Origin of the sequence: Alicyclobacillus acidocaldarius subsp. acidocaldarius DSM 446 (genome assembly GCF_000024285.1) — a bacterium.
GTDB classification, from domain to species: Bacteria; Bacillota; Bacilli; order Alicyclobacillales; family Alicyclobacillaceae; genus Alicyclobacillus; species Alicyclobacillus acidocaldarius.
In genome coordinates, this window is the sequence record NC_013205.1 from 879613 (window position 1) to 899338 (window position 19726).

Consider the following 19726-nt stretch of genomic DNA (forward strand, 5'->3'; position numbering starts at 1 on the left):
ATGTCCGCTGATTCGATCGAAAATAGACCTGAGGTCGCATCGGTCGCTTGCGAAGCGACTCGGTGCGTCGTATAATGACGTTAAACAAGCAAGCGCTTGCTTTCTGGTTCTGCAGGAGGGGAGACGAGGATGCCGAGGCCGAGTCAGAAAGACCAAATTCTCGCCGCGGCGAGGAGGCTGTTCAGCGAAAAGGGATATCATGGCACAACCATCCGCGAAATCGCGGTCGAGGCAGGAGTACTCTCGGGCAGCCTGTACGCGCATATTGAATCGAAAGAAGACTTACTATTCGAAATCGCCGACGAAGGGGCGGAGGCGTTTCTGCTTGCCGCTCGCGCTGTCGAATCCAAGTGGCAACATCCCGTGGATCGCTTGCGCGAGGGACTCCGGGCACACATTCGCGTTGTCGCGGACAAACAGGAGTCGGCAAAGGTGTTCTTTCACGAGTGGCGCGCGCTCTCCGATGACCGGCGGAAGGTGATTCAGTCCAAGCGGGATCGCTACGAAGCGCACTGGCGCAAATGGATTGAGGAGGGCATGGCGCAAGGCGCCGTGCGGAAAGCGGATCCGAAATTCGTGCGACTGTGCCTGCTTTCGGTTGCGAACTGGGTGTATCAGTGGTATCGGCCGGGAGGCGAGTTCACGCCAGAAGATATCGCGGAACACTTCTGGACGCTCTTGTTCAATGGAATCGGAACGGGTCAGCCCGCCGCATGCGAATTGCTGGGCGAGGCGTGACGCGAGAGGAACGAGCCGCGATCTTGACAGGGGAGGCGAACGAGATGCCCGAGGCTCGAATGGAAGAGTTCATGGCGCGAATTCAGCGCGGAGAGAAGATCGAGGCGCACGACTGGATGCCTGAAGATTATCGGCTCCTGTTGCTGCGGCTCATTCACATGCACGCCGTGAGCGAGATCATGGGCGCATATCCCGAGAAGGAGTGGGTCCCCAAGGCGCCGACGTTGCGCCGCAAGATGTCGCTCATGGCCAAGGTTCAGGACGAGATCGGCCATGGGCAGCTGCTGCTGCGGGTGGCGGAAGACCTGGCGGCGCCGCTCGGGCGGAACCGGATCGAGCTCATGGACGACGTGATCACGGGCCGCGTCAAGTTTCACAATGTGTTCCACATGGAGGCGCCGACGTGGGCGGACGCCGGCATCATCGGGTGGCTGGTGGATGGCGCGGCCATCATCACGCAGACGGCGCTGCTCGACTGCTCGTACGCGCCCTACGCGCGGGTCTTGAAGCGCATCTGCGCGGAAGAGAGCTTCCACATGCAGCACGGAGAGTCCATCATCCTGTCGCTGGCGGAGGGCGAGTCGTGGCAGCGGGAAATGCTCCAGGAAGCGCTCAACCGCTGGTGGGAGGCCATCCTTTTCTTCTTCGGGCCGCCCATTGTCACCGATGCGGCTCGGCGCATGATGGAGTATCGCATCCGATCGCGCACGAACGAAGAGTTGCGTCAGAAATTCCTCACGCGGTACGTGCCGAGGATCCGGTCGGTTGGCCTCGAGATCCCGGATTCGGCGCTTCGATTCGACGAAGAGGCAGGGCTGTGGCGCTACACGGAACCCGATTGGGAGCGGTGGTCGCGCGTGGTTCGAGACAACACGGGGCCGAAGTCGCAGGAGCGCATCGCGCTGCGCCGCATGGCTCACCAAGATCAGGCGTGGGTCCGCGAGGCGCTCGTCAGGGCGTGCACGGCGGCCGCGGTGTAGGGAGTGAACGACATGGCGATGATTCAGGTGGAGAACGATCGCATCCACGAGCATGCTGTGGACACGTCCTACGACGTCTACGAAATCTTCGTCCAGGCGTCCGATCTCGACCCGCACGTCCACGTCGGGAGCCTCCTCGCGCCGTCGCCCGAATGGGCACTCCAGCTCGCGCGAGAGAATTTCCTGCGGCGCGCGGACGCCGTCAGCGTATGGGCCGTGCGCCGTGGCGACGTCCACGCGACCCCGGACGATCCCGACTGGTTCGCGCGCGAATTTGACCGGAAGTATCGGGATGTGTCCGGTTACTCCGATAACGCGCGACGGTGGAAGCGCTTCAAGGCGCAGGCGATGAACATCGACGACGTGATCGCGGACGTGCGAAAGGAGTGAGTCCGGTGGCGAGAGAGGGTGATATGCAAGCGCTCGAAACGATCCTCGGGGAACTTGCCCTACAGCTCGGCGATGAGGAACTGTTCCTCGGCCACCGAGACTCCGAGTGGCTGGGCCTTGCACCGGAAGTGGAAGAGGACGTGGCGTTTGCGTCCATTGCGCAAGACGAGGTGCGCCATGCCACGTTCTGGTACGAGTTGGCCGAGGCGTCTGGGTGCGGTCAGGCAGACGCGCTCGCGTTCGATCGCGCCGCGCTGGAGAGGAGGCACGCAGCCCTCTGTGCGCGGCCAAACGGCGACTGGGCGCACACGGTGCTCCGCCACTACCTGTATGACGCGTGGGACGCCGTTCGCCTCGCCGCGCTGGCGGAAGCGGGGGACGCTCTGTGGGCGCAGGGCGCCCGGCGCATGCTGCGAGAAGAACACTACCACCACCTGCATATGGAGAAGTGGGTCGTCGATCTCGGCCGCGCGGGCGGCGAGGCGGCGGCCAGGCTTCGAGCCGCGTTTGAGGCGCTGCTCCCGGATCTGCCGGATCTCGCAGCCTTTGCGGTGGACCCGCAGGCGCTCGTCGATCTCGGCATCCTGTCGCGGCCCCTCGCGGAATTGCGCCGGGCGTTCGTGGCGCGCATCGTCCCGACGCTTTCGAGGGCGGGGCTGCCCGTGGATTGCGTCGAGGCCACACTGGCCGCTCACCCGCGGGAAGGCGCGCGTCCACTGGCTCGTCACGACGACGCGGCGGAACTCCTCGCGACGATGAACGGCGTGCGCAGCCTCGGCGCGGCCGTGTGGTGAGGAGGGATTCGCGTGACCATCCGCTCGAGGTCCGAGGAGGCGGTCTGGCAGGCGCTCGCCCGCGTGCCGGATCCCGAGTTGCCCGTGGTGAGCGTGATCGATCTCGGCATGGTGAAATCGGTGGCGGTGGACGATCGCGGCGCGCGGGTGGAACTTATCCCCACGTTCCTCGGCTGTCCGGCGCTGGGCTGGATTGCAGACAAGGTGCGTGCGGCCCTGGCGGAGCAAGGACTCGAGGCTGAGGTGGCGTTTGCGCTCGACGTGGTCTGGGAGCCAAGTCGCATCACGCCTGACGGGATCGAGAAGCTGCGCGAGATGGGCGTGGCGGTCCCGGCGAAGGGCGATGCCGCGCCTGTCGCGTGTCCGTACTGCGGCGCGCGAGACACGGACATTGAGAGCTTGTTTGGCCCAACGCCGTGCCGCGCCGTGTACTACTGCCGAGCTTGTCGCCAGCCGTTTGAGGCGATGAAGCCGTAAGCGCGGCAGACCAGACAGCCGTTCGCCCGGGGTGGAAGCGCTTGCATTGTGTCGGCCGCATGCGTGCCGACAGGGACAGGAGGCGAATGCAGGTGGCCATGATGTATCAGCCCGAGTTGGAGACGATGCCCCGCACAGAACTCGAGGCGCTGCAGCTCGAGCGACTGCGCCTCGTGTTGGAGCGGGTCTACGCGCGGGTGCCGTTGTATCGCGATCGCTTCGGCGAGGCGGGCGTCAAGCCGTCCGATCTGCGCACACTCGCCGATCTCACGCGCTTTCCCTTCACGCGCAAGCAGGACCTGCGCGATCACTATCCGCTGGGCCTTCTGGCCGTGGACCAACGCGAGGTGGCGCGCATCCACGGCTCGTCCGGCACAAAGGGCAAGCCGACGCTTGTCGCGTACACCAAAGGCGATCTCGACCGATGGAGCGAGATCGTCGCTCGGTCGATTGTGACGGCGGGCGGCAGGTCTGGCGACGTCTTTCACGTCATCTACGGATACGGCCTGTTCACGGGCGGGCTCGGCTTCCACTATGGCGCCGAGCGGCTGGGGATGACCGTGGTGCCCGTCTCGGGCGGCCAGACGGCTCGTCAGGCCACGCTCATGGAGGATCTGCGGCCGCGCGGGATCGCGGGCACGCCGTCGTACTGCCTGACCATCGCCGAACACATGCGGGCAGAGGGGAAGGATCCGCGTGCCATTGGGATTCAGTATGGGATCTTCGGGGCGGAGCCTTGGACGGAGGAGATGCGGCAGAAACTCGAGGACGCGTACGGACTGAAGGCGATGGACGTGTACGGGCTGTCGGAGGTGATAGGGCCTGGCGTCGGGATCGAGTGCATTGACGCGCAGGAAGGGCTTCACATCGCGGAGGATCACTTTCTCGTCGAGGTCATCCATCCAGAGACGCTCGAGCCCGTGCCTCCCGGCACGTACGGCGAGCTCGTGTTCACTACGCTTACGAAGGAGGCCATGCCTGTGGTGCGCTACCGCACGGGCGACGTGGCGGCCCTCATTCCCGAACCGTGTCGATGCGGCCGCACGCACGTGCGCATGACGCGCATCAAGGGGCGGATCGACGACATGATCATCGTGCGCGGGGTGAACGTGTTTCCCTCGGAAATTGAGGCGGTCCTGTTCGCCACGGAGGGACTTGCGCCGCATTATCAGATTGTGGTGGAGCGCGAGGGCGGTTTGGATCGGCTGACCGTGTTCGTCGAGCTGGATGTGGTGTGGGCGCGACAGGCGGGCGATCCGGCCGATTCCGGCGTCGAGCAGGCCCTGTGCGCTCGCGTCGCCTCGAGGCTGCGGGACGTCCTTGGCCTCAGCACGGACGTGCGCGCAGTGCCGGCGGGCAGCTTGCCGCGCAGCGAGGGCAAGGCCGTGCGGGTGATCGACCGCCGTCACGTATACGCGTGACGCGTGCGGAACCGCCGGGGCATCCATTTCCTATGCGAGAAAGGGAGATTTGAGGTATGATCAAACTGATTGCGCTCTACAAAAAGCCCGCGGACGTGGAGGCGTTCGAGGCGCATTATCGCGAGGTGCATCTGCCGCTGGTGCAAAAGGTGCCAGGGCTCGTGCGCGCCGAGGTGACGCGCATCAAGTCCGACGCGATGGGTGGCGAGGCGCCTTACTATCTCATGGCGGAGATGTACTTCGAGAACGAGGAGACGTTCAAGCAGGCCATGAAATCGCCGGAGAACAAGGCCGCGGCGAAGGACGTCATGAGCTTCGCGGGCGACATCGTCACGATGATGGTCGGCCAGGTCGACGAGGGGTGACGCTCGGGGCGGAGGTGAAGGCGATGCGCGAAGGGCTGGCGCCAGGTCAGCAGAAGTCGTGGGAGATCACGGTGACCGAGGACATGTGTCCTTCGTTCCTTGGAAAGCGCGTACATCCCGTGCTGTCGACGGCGACCATGATCTCGTACATGGAATGGGTGGCTCGGCGAACCATCCTCGATTACCTCGAAGACGGCGAGGAAGGCATCGGCCACAGCGTTTCGGTTCGGCATCTGGCGCCCGCGCCCGTCGGCAAGCGCGTCTCGTTTTACGCCGAGGTGACGCGGGTGGAAGGTCCGAGAGTGGACTGCCGCGTCTGGGCGGAACACGATAAGGCCCGGATCGGCGAGGGCGAGGTCGTGCAGTACATCCTGCCGAAGGCGAAGATCGAGGCGCGCATTCGGGCCATGACGTGATCGCGCGGGGCCGTTAGCAGAGAAGGGAGATCGACATGACCGACATCCAGAAGATGTACATCGGTGGGGAATGGGTGGATTCGATTTCGGGGGAATCGCTGGAGGTGAGAAATCCTGCGACCGGCGAGGTGGTGGGACGCGCGGCATTCGGGGATCATCGCGACGCGCTCCGCGCCATCGACGCGGCGCACGCGGCGTTCCCGGAATGGAGCAAACTTTTGGCGAGAGAGCGATCCCGCTACCTGTATCGCCTGTACGAGCTCGTGTATCAGCATCGGAATGAGCTTGCGGAGCTCGTGTCGGCCGAGATGGGCAAGCCCATCCGCGAGGCGAAGGGAGAGGTGGTCGGGTCGGCCGACTACTTCCTGTGGTACGCGGAAGAGGCAAAGCGCGTCTACGGGGAGACCATTCCGTCGAGTTTTCCCAACAAGCGGATCCTCGTGCATCGTCAGCCCGTGGGCGTCGTGGCGGCCATCACGCCGTGGAACTTCCCGGTGAACATGGTGGCGCGCAAAATCGCGCCGGCGCTCGCCGCGGGATGCACGGTCGTACTGAAGCCGGCCGAGGCGACGCCGCTCTCCGCCATCCGGCTGTTTGGGCTGATCCACGAGGCGGGCTTCCCACCCGGTGTGGCGAACCTCGTGATTGGGCAACCCGACAAGGTGGGAGAAGCGTTCCTCAAGAGCCCGAAGGTGGCGAAGATCGCCTTCACCGGCAGCACGCGCGTCGGCAAGCTGCTCATGGCGGGCGCGGCCGAGCACGTCAAGCGCGTGAGCCTCGAGCTCGGCGGCCACGCGCCGACCCTCGTGTTTGCCGACACCGATCTCGATCTCGCCGTGAAGGGCGTGTTCGAGAGCAAGTTCCGCAACACCGGTCAGATGTGCATCTGCACCAACCGCCTGTATGTCGAGCGGTCCGTCGCCGAGCCGTTCGTCGAGCGGCTGGTGGCGCGCGTACGAAAGGCGAAGGTCGGCGACGGCCGGAATCCGGAGGTCGAAATCGGCCCCATCATCAACGAGCGCGGCCTCGAGAAAGTGCTCAACCACATCGAAGACGCGCGCTCCAAGGGCGCAGCCGTGGTCTGCGGAGGGAAGCGTCTGACGGAGGGAGACTACGCCAAAGGTTACTTCGTCGAGCCGACCGTTCTCACCGGCGTCGAGCGCGGCATGCGCGTGCTGGAGGAGGAGACGTTCGGGCCCGTGCTCCCCGTGGCGGTCTTCGACACCGAGGACGAGGCCATCCGCCTCGCGAACGATTCGCCCTATGGGCTCGCGGCGTACGTGTACACGCGCGATCTCGGCCGGGCCGTCCGGGTCGCCGAAGCGCTGGAATTCGGCATCGTGGGCGTCAACGACGGGGCGCCAGTGCAGACGCAGGCTCCGTTCGGCGGCTTCAAGGAGAGCGGGCTCGGGCGCGAGGGCGGCCATCACGCCATGGACGAGTTCCTCGAAATCAAGCACATCTCGCTCGCCTGGTGATGCGCAATGGGTGAGAGAAGCTGCGCGGGTGTCTCGCGCAGCTTCTAGCCGCTCCGGCGGGTTTTGCGCTATGATGAAACGGAAGAGAGAAGGGAGCATCGGCGCATGCATGAAAGCGTTCGCGTGGAACACCAGGGGGCTGTGATGGTCGTCACCCTCAACCGGCCGGACAAGGTGAATGCCTTGACGCGGGACACGCTGTTCGCCCTGCGGGAGGCGTTCCAGGCCGCAGGAGAGGACGAAGGCGTTCGCTGCGTCCTTCTGACGGGTGCGGGCCGCGGCTTCTGCGCGGGTCAGGACCTGGATCTCGGCGGCGGCGACGCCGACTACGCCAAGGTCATCCGAGAGACGTACAATCCGCTCATTCTGACCATGACGCACCTCGAAAAGCCCATCGTCTGCGCCATCAACGGCGTTGCGGCCGGCGCCGGCGTCAGCCTTGCGCTCGCCTGCGATCTTCGCATTGCCTCCGAATCGGCCACCTTCATTCAGGCTTTTGTGAATATTGGTCTCATTCCGGACTCCGGAGGAACCTGGTTCTTGCCGCGCATCGTCGGGCTCGGCCGCGCCATGGAACTGGCCATGTTGGGCGATCGCGTCGACGCCTCGCGCGCCTACGAGATGGGCCTCGTCAACCGCGTCGTGCCCGCCGACAGGCTGATGGCCGAGGCCATGGCGCTCGCCGAACGGCTGGCCGCCATGCCGACCCGCGCCATCGGGCTCATCAAGCGCGCGCACTACGAGGGCATGGAGCAGACGCTCGCGCAGTCGCTCGAGCTTGAGGCTGTGCTGCAGAAAGAGGCCGGCCAGACGGCGGATCACCAGGAGGGCGTGCGGGCGTTTCTCGAAAAGCGGTCGCCGCGTTTTCAGGGCCGATAGGCTCTGACTTCGCTGTATTTCTTTGATGAAAGGGGATTTCACATGCGAAATGTGTGGATCGTCGAGTACGTGCGGACGCCCATCGGCAGACAGGGCGGGGCACTGAAGCGCGTCCGCCCGGACGATCTCGCCGCGCACGTGTTGAAGCACGTCTGCGATCGGGCCGGGATCGAACCGGGCCAGGTGGAGGAAGTGTACATGGGCTGCGCCAATCAGGCGGGCGAGGACAACCGGAACGTGGCGCGCATGGCGGTGCTCCTCGCGGGCTTTCCCGAGCACGTCCCCGGCGTCACGGTCAATCGCCTGTGCGCCTCGGGACTGGAGGCCGTGAATCAGGCGGCGAAGGCGATTGCGCTCGGCGAGATCGACATCGCCATCGCGGGCGGCGTCGAGAGTATGACGCGCGCGCCACTCGTGTTCCCGAAGCCGGAGATGGAGTACGTGCGCGGCAACCAGATCATGTGGGACACGACGCTCGGCTGGCGCATGCCGAATCCGCGCTTTCCGTATCCGCTCGAGAGCATGGGCGAGACGGCCGAGAACGTGGCGGAGCAGTTTGGCATTTCGCGCGAGGACCAGGACGCCTTTGCGTTCGCGAGCCAGCAGAAGGCCGCGAGAGCGCAGGCGGAGGGGATCTTCGCGGAGGAGATTGTGCCCGTCGTCGTGAAGGAGAAGAAGCAGGAGACGGTGGTCGATCGCGACGAGCATCCGCGGCCTGACACCACCATGGAGGCGCTCGCGAAGCTCAAGCCCGCCTTTCGCGAGGGAGGCACGGTGACGGCGGGCAACTCGTCGGGCATCAACGACGGCGCGGCGGCACTCGTGCTCGTGTCGGAGGAAAAGGGGCGGGAACTCGGCCTAAAGCCGCTCGCGCGCTGGGTGGCGAGCGCGACGGCGGGCGTCAGCCCGCGCGTGATGGGGATTGGCCCCGTGTATGCCGTGCAGAAGCTCCTCGCCAGGACGGGCGTGCAGGTGGACGAGATCGACTGGGTGGAGTTGAACGAGGCGTTTGCGGCGCAGTCGGTGGCGTGCATCCGCGAGCTGGGATTCGATCCGGCCAAGGTGAATCCGAATGGCGGCGCCATCGCGCTGGGGCATCCACTCGGCTGCTCGGGGGCGCGCCTCGCTGGGACGCTCGCGAAGCAGCTTGTGCGCACGGGGGCGCGCTACGGAATTGCCACGCTTTGCGTTGGCGTGGGGCAGGGCGTGGCGACGCTCCTCGAGCGGGTGGACGCGTGAGGTAGGACCGCGAGGCGCGCGGTTTCTCGGCGCTCGAATGGCGTCGCGCCGTGGTGTCGAACGAGGTACAATGGAGACAGCGAGGACGGCCTCCGGCCGGCGGGATAGGTCTTCCGCGCGCCGGTAGGCCGTTTGTGGCATGCGCGTAGGAGGTCGTGGTTTGCACACAATCGACATCGTTCTGCTTCTCGTGTTGTTGGGGTTTGCGGCATGGACGATTTGGCGAGTGGAGTTGACGCAGCGCAATCAACAGCGGTTGTTCGCTCAGCTCGAGGCCCACGAACGGGCGCTGCGAGACCTGCGTATGGAGATGTCCCAGGCGATTCAGTCCCAGAGCCAGGCGCTGATGAGCGCGCAGGCGGAAGCCTCGCGCAGTCTCGCGCAGACGATCTCGCTGCAACACCAGAACCTGCTGCACGCACTTGGCGAGTGGAACGAGAAGGATTGGGCGCAGCTTGAGTCGTTCAGCCAGCGTTTCAGCGAGTGGGCGCAGCTCACGGCCCGTCAACTCGAGGCGACGCGCGAGGCGGTGGAGCGAAGGCTTCAGTACCTTCAGGAAGAAAACCGCAAGGAACTCGAGCGCATGCGCCTGACGGTCGACGAAAAGCTTCATCAGACGCTCGAGCGCCGCCTGGGTGAGTCGTTCCAGCTCGTGAGTCAGCGCCTCGAGCAGGTTCACCAAGGTCTCGGCGAGATGCAGTCACTCGCCGCCGGCGTCGGCGATCTGAAGCGCGTCCTTTCCAACGTGAAGACGCGCGGCATCCTCGGGGAGGTTCAATTGGACGCGCTCCTCGAACAGCTCTTGAGCCCCGAGCAGTACGCGCGAAACGTCGCGGTCAAGCCGGGATCGGACGAGCGCGTCGACTTTGCCATTCGTCTGCCCGGACGGGAGGGGGACGATCCCGTCTGGCTGCCCATCGACGCCAAGTTTCCGCTTGAAGACTATCAGCGGCTTGTGGAGGCGCAGGATGCGGGCGACCAGGCTGGATTCCTGGAAGCGGCGAAGGCGCTTGAGGCGCGCATCCGCGACGAGGCAAAATCCATCCGCCAAAAGTACATCGCACCGCCTCACACCACGGAGTTCGCGCTCCTCTTCCTTCCGATGGAAGGGCTGTTCGCCGAGGTCCTGCGCCGCAGTGGTTTGTGGGAGTCGCTGTCGCGCGAGTACCGCGTGATTGTCACCGGGCCGACCACGCTCACGGCGCTCCTGAACAGCCTGCAGATGGGTTTTCGCACGCTTGCGATTCAGAAGCGCTCAAGCGAGGTCTGGCAACTGCTCGGCGCAATTCGGACGGAGTTCGGCAAGTTCGGCGAGCTGCTCGCGCGAACGCGCAAAAAGCTGGAGGAGGCGTCCAACGCCATTGATCGCGCCGCGACGCGATCGCGCCAAATCGAGCGCAAGCTCGTGGCGGTGGAGGCGCAGCCGGAGCTCCCCGACGCGTCCTGGGAAGAAGAAGCGTAAAACAGAAGGCAGCACGGGCCGCGTGCCCGCGCTGCTTTTTTTCAGTGTTTGTGGCTCGTCTTGATGCGGCGCCATTTGCGGTCGTCGTTCGTGGTCTCGGGAAACCGCTCGCCCTTGTGAAGGTACACGCGCTTCGGGTGGTGGAGATCCTCGCTGTCGGGATGCGCCCCCACCTCGATGTAGACGCCGTTGTTCGGCGCTTTGTACCCCGGCGTGAATTCGGATCGCTCGCCCACGGCCATCACCTCAGGCATAGCATGTCCGGAATGCGTGGCTTCATGACCGGGGCTTGTTGCCTGGCCTGGTCATCCAAGCGCGCTCACGAGCGCAGGCGCCAGGCCGAGCGTGATGAACGCCGCGACAATCATCGCGAGGCTCGAGCACGTGCCTTCCATGGTGCCGTATTCGAACGCGCGGGCGGTGCCAATGCCGTGCGAGCCCATGCCGAACAGCGCGCCGCGGGCCACGGGGGATTTGAGGCGCAATAGCCGCATGAGCCAAGGTCCCACGACGACGCCGGTGATGCCGGTCAAAATGACGAAGACGGCCGTCAAGGTCGGGATGCCGCCGATGGCCTGCGAAATGTCCATGGCGATGGGCGTCGTGACCGATCTCGGCGCAATGCTCGTCACCACGGCGTGGTTGAGGCGCAACATCCTGGCCAACAGGACCGAGCCCGTGATCCCGGTGGCGGATCCGAAGGTGAGACTGACCAAAAACTCTGGCCAGTGCGCTTTGAGGACGGGAAAGTGGCGGTGCAAGGGCACCGCGAAGGCCACCGTCGCCGGGCCGAGGAGCGCGGTCAGCCAGCGGGCGGAGGCGTCGTACGCCGCGTAGGAAACGTGCGCGAAGTACAGGAACAGGACGAGCGCCACGAGCGACGTGATCATGGGATTGAGGAAGACCACGTGGAAGCGGCGATACAGCGCTTTGCAAGCGGCGTAAGCAATCAGCGTGGATACGAGGCCCAGCCACATCACGACGCGTTCGCCTCCCGCGACGGGTTCTGTTCAACATGGGACGTCCGGTTGCGGGCGCGCCACACCGCTTCCGCCACGCCTCCGGTGACTGTCATCACCAGTGCGGTGCCGACGGCCACGACGGCGACGACCTTCCAGCCGTCCTGCCTCATCAGAGGCGCGTAGGCCATGACGCCGACCGACGATGGAATGAAAAACAGCAGGAGCTCTCGAATCAGAAGGTCCGCGCCTCGTTCCACCCAGCGCAGTTTCACGATGCCGGATTGAAGCAGCACAAACACCAGGGCCACGCCCAGGATGCTGCCCGGGACAGGCAGGTGCAGCCAACGCGCCGCGGCGTTGCAAAGCGCCGTGACGGCGTAGAGGCCCGCGATTTGCAGGAGCGCGATCCCGACATCTCTCAGGCGAGATGGATGAAGGAACGATCGCACGAACGACCGCACGTGGATCCCCCCAAACGGCGCATTTCTGTGCTGATTTCAGGATACGCCACGCAGAATGAGACGTCTAATATATAATTTCATCGTGGATGATATGTATAGTGAATCAAAAGTTCGAAGGGGCGGATGGATACGGAACTGCGCCAGCTCGAATACTTCGTGGCAGTGGCCGAGGAACTCCACTTCGGAAGGGCGGCCAAGCGCCTGGGTCTGACCCAGCCCCCGCTCAGTCAGCAGATTCAAAAGCTTGAGGACGAAATTGGCGTGACCCTGTTCGACAGGACGAACCGGCGCGTGCAACTGACGCACGCGGGCCGCGTGCTGCTCGAAGAAGCGCGGAAGGTGCTGGCCCACGTGCAGACGGCGGTGAAAGCGGCCCGAGACGCGGCCGCGGGCCGGGTGGGAAGGCTGTCCGTGGCGTTCGTGGGATCTGCGACGTACGGTTGGCTACCCGAGGTCATACGCGCCTACCAGGAACGGCATCCCGACGTCGAACTCGTGCTCAGGGAGATGTCCACGCCGGCGCAGATGGAGGCGCTGACGGCGGGCGAGTTGGACGTGGGGGTGCTTCGACTGCCCGCGCAGCATCCCGATCTTCACGTCCGGCTCGTCGAGCGGGACGACTGCGTCGCCGTGGTGCCGAGCGAACACCCGCTGGCGACGCGATCGTCGCTCTTCTTGGTGGAACTCGCGGAGGAGCCGTTTGTGCTGGTGTCGCGCGCCATTTGGCCGGGGCTTTACGACGGTTTCATCACGCTCGCGCGCGCACTGGGGTTTGAACCGCGGGTGCGGCTCGAGGTGACGGAAGTACAGACGGCCGTGGGGCTCGTGGCGGCGGGGCTCGGCGTCAGCATCGTCCCGAGCGCCACGGAGCGCGTGCATCGGCGGGATGTCCGCTATCTGCACATCGATGGCCAGTCACCCACGGTCGAGCTCGGCGTGGCGTGGCGCCGCCGGGACACGTCTCCGTTGGTGGCCGCGTTTTTGGCTATGGCCGAGTCGGTTCGCCCGGGGCTGTCGTAGGCCATGCCAGCCTCACTGCGGGCGCATGGCGTCGGGGACGCTCACCACCACCGCGCGTGCCTCGACGCACACCGTGTCGCCGGCGAAGACCTGGGTCTCGATCACAGCCTTTCGGTCCGACACCTCGACCACGCGGCCCATTGCGCGCAGGCTTGCCCCCATGGGCGTGGGTTTGCGGTACTCCACGTGCAGGGATGCCGTCACGCAGCGCGGCACAGGTGTGCCGTCTCCGAGTTTGCCTCCTCGGGCGCGGAGAAGCGCCAGTGCCCCGGAGCCGGTGCTGTGACAGTCGACAAGGCAGGCGAGGTAGCCACCGTACACAAAGCCCGGCACGGCTGTGTACATGGGCTCCGGTTGTGCTTCGGTCACCGTGACGTCGCCGTCCCAGCGCGTGCGAAAGTGATGTCCATGCTCGTTGAGCCGCCCGCACCCGTAGCACCAGGCGAAGTCGTCTGCATAATGGTCCTGAACGTAAGGCGATACGCACATGTCAGGAGGCTCCCTTCGGTTTGGATTCGTTCCCGTCGTCGTCGCCGAGGTGGGTAAGCTTCAGGCGCCGCATCCAAGCGGCGACAGCGCGCGAATTGGCGTCGTCCTGCGACTCAAGCGCTTCCACGACGCGCGCTCGAACCTCGAGCGGCTTGTTCTGGCTGAGTTTCGCCGCCGCCTTGATGCGCGCGATGTCGATGCGAAAGGCGACGATGCCGCGCATCAGGTTTCGATAGTACGGGCGATCGCGGTCGGCGGGCAGCGGGGACTGCGGATCGTACGTGAGGAGAAGGCGCTGCAAAAGATCCGCGACGGCTTCCTCATCTTCGATCACGCGCGCGCGGCCGTACACGTGGACGGCGATGTAGTTCCACGTCGGCACTTGATCAGCAAGTCCGTACCAGGCGGGTGAGACGTAGGCGTGCGGTCCCTGAAAGACGGCCAGGCACTGTGCCTCGTGAAGATGCTTGGCCTGGGGATTGGCCCGCGCCAGGTGTCCGAAGAGCGCCGCCTCGGCCGGATCGTAGACGAGAGGGACGTGGGTCGCCATGATGTCTTCGCCGACCGAGGTCACGAGTACCGCAAAGCTGTGCTCGCGCAGAACGGTTTCGATAAGCTGCGCATCCTTGAGTTCAAAGGATCTCGGGATATACATGAGCCACCTCCCCGCGGACAGGCCGACCGAGCCTCAAAGTCCTGTCGATCTCCAGGATAACACGGAATGGAAGATCCGCCTGCGACCTCTCTTGACATTCTCGCGGAGTCTGGTATGCTTACGATAGTCAAGCAAGCGCTTGCTTTGGTCAAACCGGAGGTGTCGTCGGTGGGGACGGGGTCCATTTCGGCGCGCGGCTCGCTTGCACACGTCGGCCGCTACGTACCCGGCAAGCCGATCGAGGAGGTTCAGCGCAAACTCGGCCTGTCAAGCGTAATCAAATTGGCTTCCAATGAAAACGCTTACGGATGTTCGCCGAAAGCCATGGCGGCCGTGGCGGAGGAAATGGCTCGAGCGGCGCTGTATCCCGAGTCATCTTCGCCCGCGCTCGCGCAAAAGCTTTCCGCGAAGCTCGGCGTGCGCGAGGATCAGTTGCTGTTTGGCAACGGCTCTGACGAGATCATCGGCCTGTTGACGCGCGCGTTTCTTGAGGCAGGCGACGAGGTGGTCATGGCCGATCCCACGTTCACGCGCTACGAACAAAACGTCGTCATTGAGGGCGGCGTGGCAGTCAAGGTGCCGTGTCGAGACGGGGTGCACGATCTCGACGCCATGCTCGGCGCCATCACGGCGAGGACCAAGCTCGTGTTTGTGTGCAACCCCAACAATCCGACGGGCACGACGGTCGGCAAAGACGCCTTGCGTCACTTCATTGAGCAGGTGCCCGACGGCGTGATGGTGGTCGTGGACGAGGCGTATTACGAGTACGTGACCTCGGATGACTACTTGCAGACGCTTCCGCTGCTCGACGCGCATCCGAATCTCGTCGTCCTGCGCACGTTCAGCAAAATCTATGGACTCGCGGGGCTCCGCATCGGTTACGCCGCGCTGCACCCGGACGTGGCCTCCGTACTACACAAGGTAAGAGGGCCTTTCAACACGAGCCGGTTGGCGCAGGTGGCCGCGCTCGCGTCCCTCGACGATCCGGACTTCGTCGCGATGTGCCGCGAGCAAAACGCCAAAGAGCGGGATCGCGTCGCGCGGGCGCTTTCCGATATGGGCCTTCGCGTGTATCCGTCGCAGACCAACTTTCTTCTGTTTGAAGTACCCGGATCGGGCGCGGCGGTCGCCGAGCGCCTGCTGCGCCAGGGCGTGATCGTCCGAGCTGGGGAAGGGCTCGGCGCCCCGGGGACGGTGCGGGTCTCGCTGGGAACGCCTGAGGAGAACGACGCATTTCTTCGCGCTTTGACACATTCAATCGAATAAGGAGGTCTTGGCATGTTGGCCGAACACGATCGGGCAGAGCGGCTCATGGAAATCGCCAAGGCGGAAGGGCTGTACGAGGAGATTCACCTCCTGAAGGAGGACGGCACGCTGGCGGGTGCGGTGGACGACATCCCGCCGGAGGTCATGGTGGCGATGTACCGCCACATGGTGTTCGCCCGCGCGTTTGACCGGAAGGCCATCGCGCTTCAGCGGCAGGGGCGGATTGGCACTTACGCGCCGTTCGAGGGCCAGGAGGCCGCGCAGGTGGCGAGCGCCATGGCGCTCGCGCCGGAGGACTTCGTGTTCCCGTCGTATCGCGATCACGCCGCCACGATGGTGCTCGGGCAGTCGCCCGCGAACGTGCTTCTCTACTGGTCGGGGCGCGTGGAGGGCATCCGGAGCCCGGAGGGCAGGCATATCCTCCCACCCAGCGTGCCGATTGCGACGCACGTGTTGCACGCCGTTGGTGCCGCCTGGGCCAGCCGGTATCGCAAGGAGAGCGCGGTCAGTATCGCGTACTTCGGCGACGGCGCGACGAGCGAAGGCGACTTTCACGAGGCGCTGAATTTCGCAGGCGTCTTCCACCTGCCGGTCCTTTTCTTCTGCCAAAATAACGGGTACGCCATCAGCGTGCCGTTCTCTCGCCAGTCCGCATCTCGCACCATCGCGCAGCGGGCGATTGCGTACGACATCGTGGGCGTGCGCGTGGACGGCAACGACGCGTTCGCGGTGTACCGCGCCGTGAAGGAGGCCAGGTCGCGCGCGCTCCACGGCCTCGGGCCGACGCTCATCGAGGCGGTGACCTTCCGCATGGGCGCCCACACCACAGCGGACGATCCGACGCGCTACCGCGATCAGAAGGCGGTCGTGGAAGCGTGGCAGAAACGGGATCCGATTGTGCGCCTGCGCCTGTACCTCGAGTCGCAAAAGCTTTGGTCGGAATCCGACGAGGCGAAGCTCCAGGATGAGGTGAAGGCGCGGGTGGAGGCGGCTGTGGAGGAGGCGCTCTCCATCGCGCCGCCCGACATGGAGATGATGTTCGATCACGTTTACGCGGAAGAGCCCTGGCACCTCGCCGCCGAGCGCGAGGAGTACCGCAGGACCCGCGAGGGGGTATCCGTATGAGCAGGATGTTGAACCTGGTCCAAGCCATCAACGAAGCGCTCGATCTCAAGCTCGCGGACGATCCGCGCGTCGTGCTCCTCGGCGAGGACATCGGGAAAAACGGCGGAGTGTTTCGCGCGACCGATGGCCTTCTCGAGAAGTACGGCGAGGAGCGCGTGATCGACACGCCGCTCGCGGAGTCGGCGATCATCGGCACCTCCATCGGGATGGCGGTCAACGGCCTCATCCCGGTGCCGGAGATTCAGTTTTTGGCGTTCATCTTCCCTGCGCTGGATCAGCTGTTCTCGCACGTAGCTCGCATGCGCTACCGGTCGCAGGGGCAGTTTCCAGTGCCGATGACCATCCGAACGCCGTACGGCGCGGGCATTCACGGTCCGGAACTCCACGCCGAGAGCGTGGAGAGTTTCTTCGCGCACACCCCGGGGCTGAAGGTGGTCGTCCCGAGCGGTCCGTACGACGCCAAAGGGCTGCTCATCTCGGCCATTGAAGATCCCGATCCGGTGGTGTTCTTGGAGCCCACCAAGCTGTACCGGGCGTTCCGCGAAGAGGTGCCCGAAGGGCTGTACCGGGTGCCCATCGGCAAGGCCAAGCGGGTGCGCGAAGGCGAGGACGTGTCGGTGTTCGCGTGGGGCTCGATGCTGCACACGGCGCTCAAGGTGGCGGAGGCCATCGAGCGCGAGCGGGGCTGGACGTGCGACGTGATCGACCTCCGCACGCTGTATCCGCTCGATCGCGACGCCATCGTGGAATCGGTGCAGAAGACCGGGCGCGCGGTGGTGGTGCACGAGGCGCACAAGACGGCGGGGCTTGGGGCCGAGATTGTGTCGCTGATCAACGAGGAGGCGCTTCTCTACCTTCGAGCGCCCATCAAGCGGATTGCTGGGTTCGATGTGCCGGTGCCGTTCTTCGCACTGGAGGACGAGTACATGCCGACCGAAGCGCGCATTCGCGCGGGGATTGAAGAGACCATCACGTTCTGAGGCGGGAGACGGATATGGAGTTTAAACTGGCAGACATCGGCGAGGGCATTCACGAGGGCGAGATTCTGCGCTGGTTGGTAAAGGAAGGCGACCAGGTGGAGCAGGATGCGCCGCTCGTGGAGGTGCAGACGGACAAGGTGACGGCGGAGCTGCCGTCTCCAGTGGCGGGCGTGATCGAGCGCATTATGGCGCGCGAGGGGCAGGTGGTGCCCGTGGGCACGGTGCTCGCGGTCATCCGAGAGGCTGGAGCCAAAGCGGCGGCTGCGGCGTCTGGTGCGCCCGGCGCGCAGGCATCCCTGCAGGAGAAGCCCGCGGCGCAGGCACACAGTGAAGCGCAGCCTGGGCGCGAGGCTGCCGCACCCCAGGCGAGCGGAGCCGCGCATAGAGGGGGCAGGCGGCGGGCGCTTGCCACGCCGCACGTGCGCGCCTTGGCTCGGAAGCTCGGGGTGGACATCGACGAGATCGACGGGACGGGCCCGGTCGGCCGGGTAACAGAGGAGGACGTGCGCCGCTTTGCGGAGGGCGGGCGCGAGCCTGCGGTGGAACCGGCCCGGGCACACGCCGAGCATGCGGCGGAAGCTCAGCCGACAGCCGCATTGCGAGTCGCAACGCCCGCGGCGTCTGGCGAGCCCGTGGAACAGGTGCCGCTGCGTGGGCTCAGGCGGCGGATCGCGGAACACATGGTGCAGGCCAAGCGCATCATCCCGCACGCGACGCACATCGACGAGGTGGAGATGGATGGCATCGAGGCGCTCCGCGAGCGGCTGCGTCCGTACGCCGAGGCGCGCGGCGTGAAACTCACGTCGCTCGCGTTCTTCGTCAAGGCGGTGGCCATCGCGCTCAAGGAGTTCCCGTACGTCAACGCGTCGGTGGACGAGGCGCAGGAGAATGTGCTTCTCAGGCGCTATTATCACATCGGCATCGCGGTCGACACGGAGCAGGGGCTCATCGTGCCCGTGGTGAAGCACGCGGATGAGAAGTCGGTCTTCGAAATCGCGCGCGAGGTGTCCGATCTCGCCCGGCGGGCGCGGGAGAACCGCCTGTCGCTCGACGAGGTGACGGGCAGCACGTTCACCATCTCGAACGCCGGCGCGCTCGGCGGGCTGTACGCGACGCCCATCATCAACTATCCCGAGTCGGCGATTCTCGGGATTCACAAGATGGAGCCGCGCCCCGTGGTGCGCAACAACGAGATTGTCATCCGCAACATTGCCCACGTGTCCCTCTCGTTCGATCACCGCATCATCGACGGCGGCATGGCCATCCGCTTCACCAACCGCGTGCGCGAACTGTTGGAGGAGCCGGATCGGCTGTGGGCGGAACTTCGGTAGGGAGGTGCTCGCGTGGCGTACCTTTCCATCCACGATGACGGCCCGGTCCGCGTCATCCGCATCGCGCGCGACGAGCGGCTGAACGCGCTCAATCTTGCGCTCGTCGACGAACTGGTGGCGGCATTGGAGGCAGCGGACGCCGAGCCGCAGGTGCGCGCCGTCGTGGTCACAGGTGGTGAAAAGGCGTTTGCGGCCGGCGCGGATATCGCGGAGATGGCGGATGCGACGGCGGTCGACATGAAGCTCCGCGATCAGTTCCGCGCCTGGGATCGGATTCTCGGCGTTCACAAGCCCGTCATCGCGGCCGTGAGAGGCTTTGCGCTGGGCGGCGGTTGCGAACTCGCCATGGCGTGCGATCTCGTCATCGCGGGCGAGAGCGCGAAGTTCGGTCAGCCCGAGGTGAAGCTGGGGCTCATGCCGGGCGCGGGCGGCACGCAGTGGCTGGCGCGTAGGCTCGGCAAGGCCCGGGCTCTTGAGCTTTTGTGGCTCGGCGAGCCCATCACCGCACAGGAGGCCATGGCGCTCGGGCTCGTGAACCGCGTCGTCCCGGATGACACGTGCGTGGCTGCGGCGGTGGAACTTGGCAAGCGCTTGGCCGAGATGCCACCCGTGGCGCTTCGCTGCATCAAGGAAGCGGTGTATCAGGCGATGGACACGACGCTCGCGGACGGCCTTGAGGCGGAGCGAAATCTCTTTTATCTGCTCTTTGCGACGGAAGATGCGCGCGAAGGGATGCGCGCGTTCATGGAACGGCGGAAGCCATCGTTTCGAGGCCGTTAACGAAGCGGAAGGTTCGGC

At 65.2% G+C, this 19726-nt stretch carries 23 protein-coding genes; 18 read left to right on the forward strand and 5 right to left on the reverse strand.

The window, feature by feature from the left end; translation table 11 throughout:
- Positions 1–129 precede the first annotated feature (129 nt).
- The 12 genes from AACI_RS04035 (at position 130) to rmuC (ending at position 10639) form a co-directional block, all read left to right on the forward strand.
- The gene (locus tag AACI_RS04035) at positions 130–738 is read left to right on the forward strand and encodes a TetR/AcrR family transcriptional regulator (protein ID WP_012810203.1); all 609 of its coding nucleotides are present in this window, start codon (positions 130–132) and stop codon (positions 736–738) included.
- A 44-nt stretch (positions 739–782) separates the two neighbouring features.
- Positions 783–1718, forward strand: coding sequence for a 1,2-phenylacetyl-CoA epoxidase subunit PaaA (gene paaA / locus AACI_RS04040; RefSeq protein WP_012810204.1), 936 nt, complete (start codon positions 783–785; stop codon positions 1716–1718).
- Between the two features lie 12 nt (positions 1719–1730).
- Entirely contained in the window at positions 1731–2108 is a 378-nt protein-coding gene (locus AACI_RS04045) for a phenylacetic acid degradation protein (RefSeq protein ID WP_012810205.1), read from the forward strand.
- Positions 2109–2113: 5 nt separating this feature from the next.
- A complete protein-coding gene (paaC, locus tag AACI_RS04050; RefSeq protein ID WP_012810206.1) occupies positions 2114–2902 on the forward strand; it encodes a 1,2-phenylacetyl-CoA epoxidase subunit PaaC in 789 nt (262 codons plus the stop codon).
- A gap of 12 nt (positions 2903–2914) precedes the next feature.
- A complete protein-coding gene (paaD, locus tag AACI_RS04055; protein ID WP_012810207.1) occupies positions 2915–3379 on the forward strand; it encodes a 1,2-phenylacetyl-CoA epoxidase subunit PaaD in 465 nt (154 codons plus the stop codon).
- A 98-nt stretch (positions 3380–3477) separates the two neighbouring features.
- Positions 3478–4800 carry a phenylacetate--CoA ligase family protein gene (locus tag AACI_RS04060; RefSeq protein WP_041707909.1) on the forward strand — a complete coding sequence of 441 codons (1323 nt, stop codon included), beginning with the start codon at positions 3478–3480 and terminating at the stop codon, positions 4798–4800.
- A gap of 56 nt (positions 4801–4856) precedes the next feature.
- Positions 4857–5165: an EthD family reductase gene (locus AACI_RS04065; RefSeq protein ID WP_012810209.1), complete on the forward strand. Its 309-nt coding sequence runs from the start codon at positions 4857–4859 to the stop codon at positions 5163–5165.
- Positions 5166–5188: 23 nt separating this feature from the next.
- Positions 5189–5581, forward strand: a complete 393-nt coding sequence (locus AACI_RS04070) for a thioesterase family protein (RefSeq protein ID WP_012810210.1) — start codon at positions 5189–5191, stop codon at positions 5579–5581.
- A 35-nt stretch (positions 5582–5616) separates the two neighbouring features.
- The gene (locus tag AACI_RS04075; RefSeq protein WP_012810211.1) at positions 5617–7059 is read left to right on the forward strand and encodes an NAD-dependent succinate-semialdehyde dehydrogenase; all 1443 of its coding nucleotides are present in this window, start codon (positions 5617–5619) and stop codon (positions 7057–7059) included.
- 105 nt (positions 7060–7164) lie between these two features.
- On the forward strand, positions 7165–7938 hold the full coding sequence (locus tag AACI_RS04080) for an enoyl-CoA hydratase-related protein (RefSeq protein WP_012810212.1): 774 nt from the start codon (positions 7165–7167) through the stop codon (positions 7936–7938).
- 42 nt (positions 7939–7980) lie between these two features.
- Positions 7981–9177, forward strand: coding sequence for a thiolase family protein (locus AACI_RS04085; RefSeq protein ID WP_012810213.1), 1197 nt, complete (start codon positions 7981–7983; stop codon positions 9175–9177).
- A gap of 160 nt (positions 9178–9337) precedes the next feature.
- Positions 9338–10639, forward strand: a complete 1302-nt coding sequence (rmuC, locus tag AACI_RS04090; RefSeq protein ID WP_012810214.1) for a DNA recombination protein RmuC — start codon at positions 9338–9340, stop codon at positions 10637–10639.
- Positions 10640–10680: 41 nt separating this feature from the next.
- Here the strand turns inward: rmuC and AACI_RS04095 are convergent, their stop codons facing one another.
- From AACI_RS04095 to AACI_RS04105, 3 genes are read right to left on the reverse strand one after another with little or no spacing between them, the layout of a single operon-like run.
- Positions 10681–10893 (reverse strand): YjzC family protein, encoded by a 213-nt coding sequence (locus tag AACI_RS04095; RefSeq protein ID WP_012810215.1) that lies wholly within the window; start codon positions 10891–10893, stop codon positions 10681–10683.
- Between the two features lie 51 nt (positions 10894–10944).
- Positions 10945–11616: an LrgB family protein gene (locus AACI_RS04100; protein ID WP_041707915.1), complete on the reverse strand. Its 672-nt coding sequence runs from the start codon at positions 11614–11616 to the stop codon at positions 10945–10947.
- The gene (locus AACI_RS04105; RefSeq protein ID WP_012810217.1) at positions 11616–12062 is read right to left on the reverse strand and encodes a CidA/LrgA family protein; all 447 of its coding nucleotides are present in this window, start codon (positions 12060–12062) and stop codon (positions 11616–11618) included. Before AACI_RS04105 ends, AACI_RS04100 begins: the two co-directional genes overlap by 1 nt.
- Positions 12063–12185: 123 nt before the next feature.
- Between AACI_RS04105 and AACI_RS04110 the strand changes: the two genes are divergently transcribed.
- On the forward strand, positions 12186–13082 hold the full coding sequence (locus tag AACI_RS04110) for a LysR family transcriptional regulator (protein WP_012810218.1): 897 nt from the start codon (positions 12186–12188) through the stop codon (positions 13080–13082).
- A gap of 12 nt (positions 13083–13094) precedes the next feature.
- Here the strand turns inward: AACI_RS04110 and AACI_RS04115 are convergent, their stop codons facing one another.
- Both AACI_RS04115 and AACI_RS04120 read right to left on the reverse strand, forming a co-directional pair.
- Positions 13095–13571, reverse strand: coding sequence for a PaaI family thioesterase (locus AACI_RS04115; RefSeq protein ID WP_012810219.1), 477 nt, complete (start codon positions 13569–13571; stop codon positions 13095–13097).
- A 1-nt stretch (position 13572) separates the two neighbouring features.
- Positions 13573–14226 (reverse strand): FMN-binding negative transcriptional regulator, encoded by a 654-nt coding sequence (locus tag AACI_RS04120; protein WP_012810220.1) that lies wholly within the window; start codon positions 14224–14226, stop codon positions 13573–13575.
- Between the two features lie 114 nt (positions 14227–14340).
- Between AACI_RS04120 and hisC the strand changes: the two genes are divergently transcribed.
- The 5 genes from hisC to AACI_RS04145 are packed head-to-tail and all read left to right on the forward strand — an operon-like array spanning position 14341 to position 19708.
- A complete protein-coding gene (gene hisC, locus AACI_RS04125; RefSeq protein ID WP_012810221.1) occupies positions 14341–15492 on the forward strand; it encodes a histidinol-phosphate transaminase in 1152 nt (383 codons plus the stop codon).
- Between the two features lie 12 nt (positions 15493–15504).
- A complete protein-coding gene (pdhA, locus tag AACI_RS04130; RefSeq protein ID WP_012810222.1) occupies positions 15505–16617 on the forward strand; it encodes a pyruvate dehydrogenase (acetyl-transferring) E1 component subunit alpha in 1113 nt (370 codons plus the stop codon).
- Positions 16614–17597 (forward strand): alpha-ketoacid dehydrogenase subunit beta, encoded by a 984-nt coding sequence (locus AACI_RS04135; protein WP_012810223.1) that lies wholly within the window; start codon positions 16614–16616, stop codon positions 17595–17597. Before pdhA ends, AACI_RS04135 begins: the two co-directional genes overlap by 4 nt.
- Positions 17598–17611: 14 nt before the next feature.
- Positions 17612–18928: a dihydrolipoamide acetyltransferase family protein gene (locus AACI_RS04140; protein WP_012810224.1), complete on the forward strand. Its 1317-nt coding sequence runs from the start codon at positions 17612–17614 to the stop codon at positions 18926–18928.
- Between the two features lie 12 nt (positions 18929–18940).
- Positions 18941–19708, forward strand: a complete 768-nt coding sequence (locus AACI_RS04145; protein WP_012810225.1) for an enoyl-CoA hydratase-related protein — start codon at positions 18941–18943, stop codon at positions 19706–19708.
- The last annotated feature ends 18 nt before the right edge of the window (positions 19709–19726 follow it).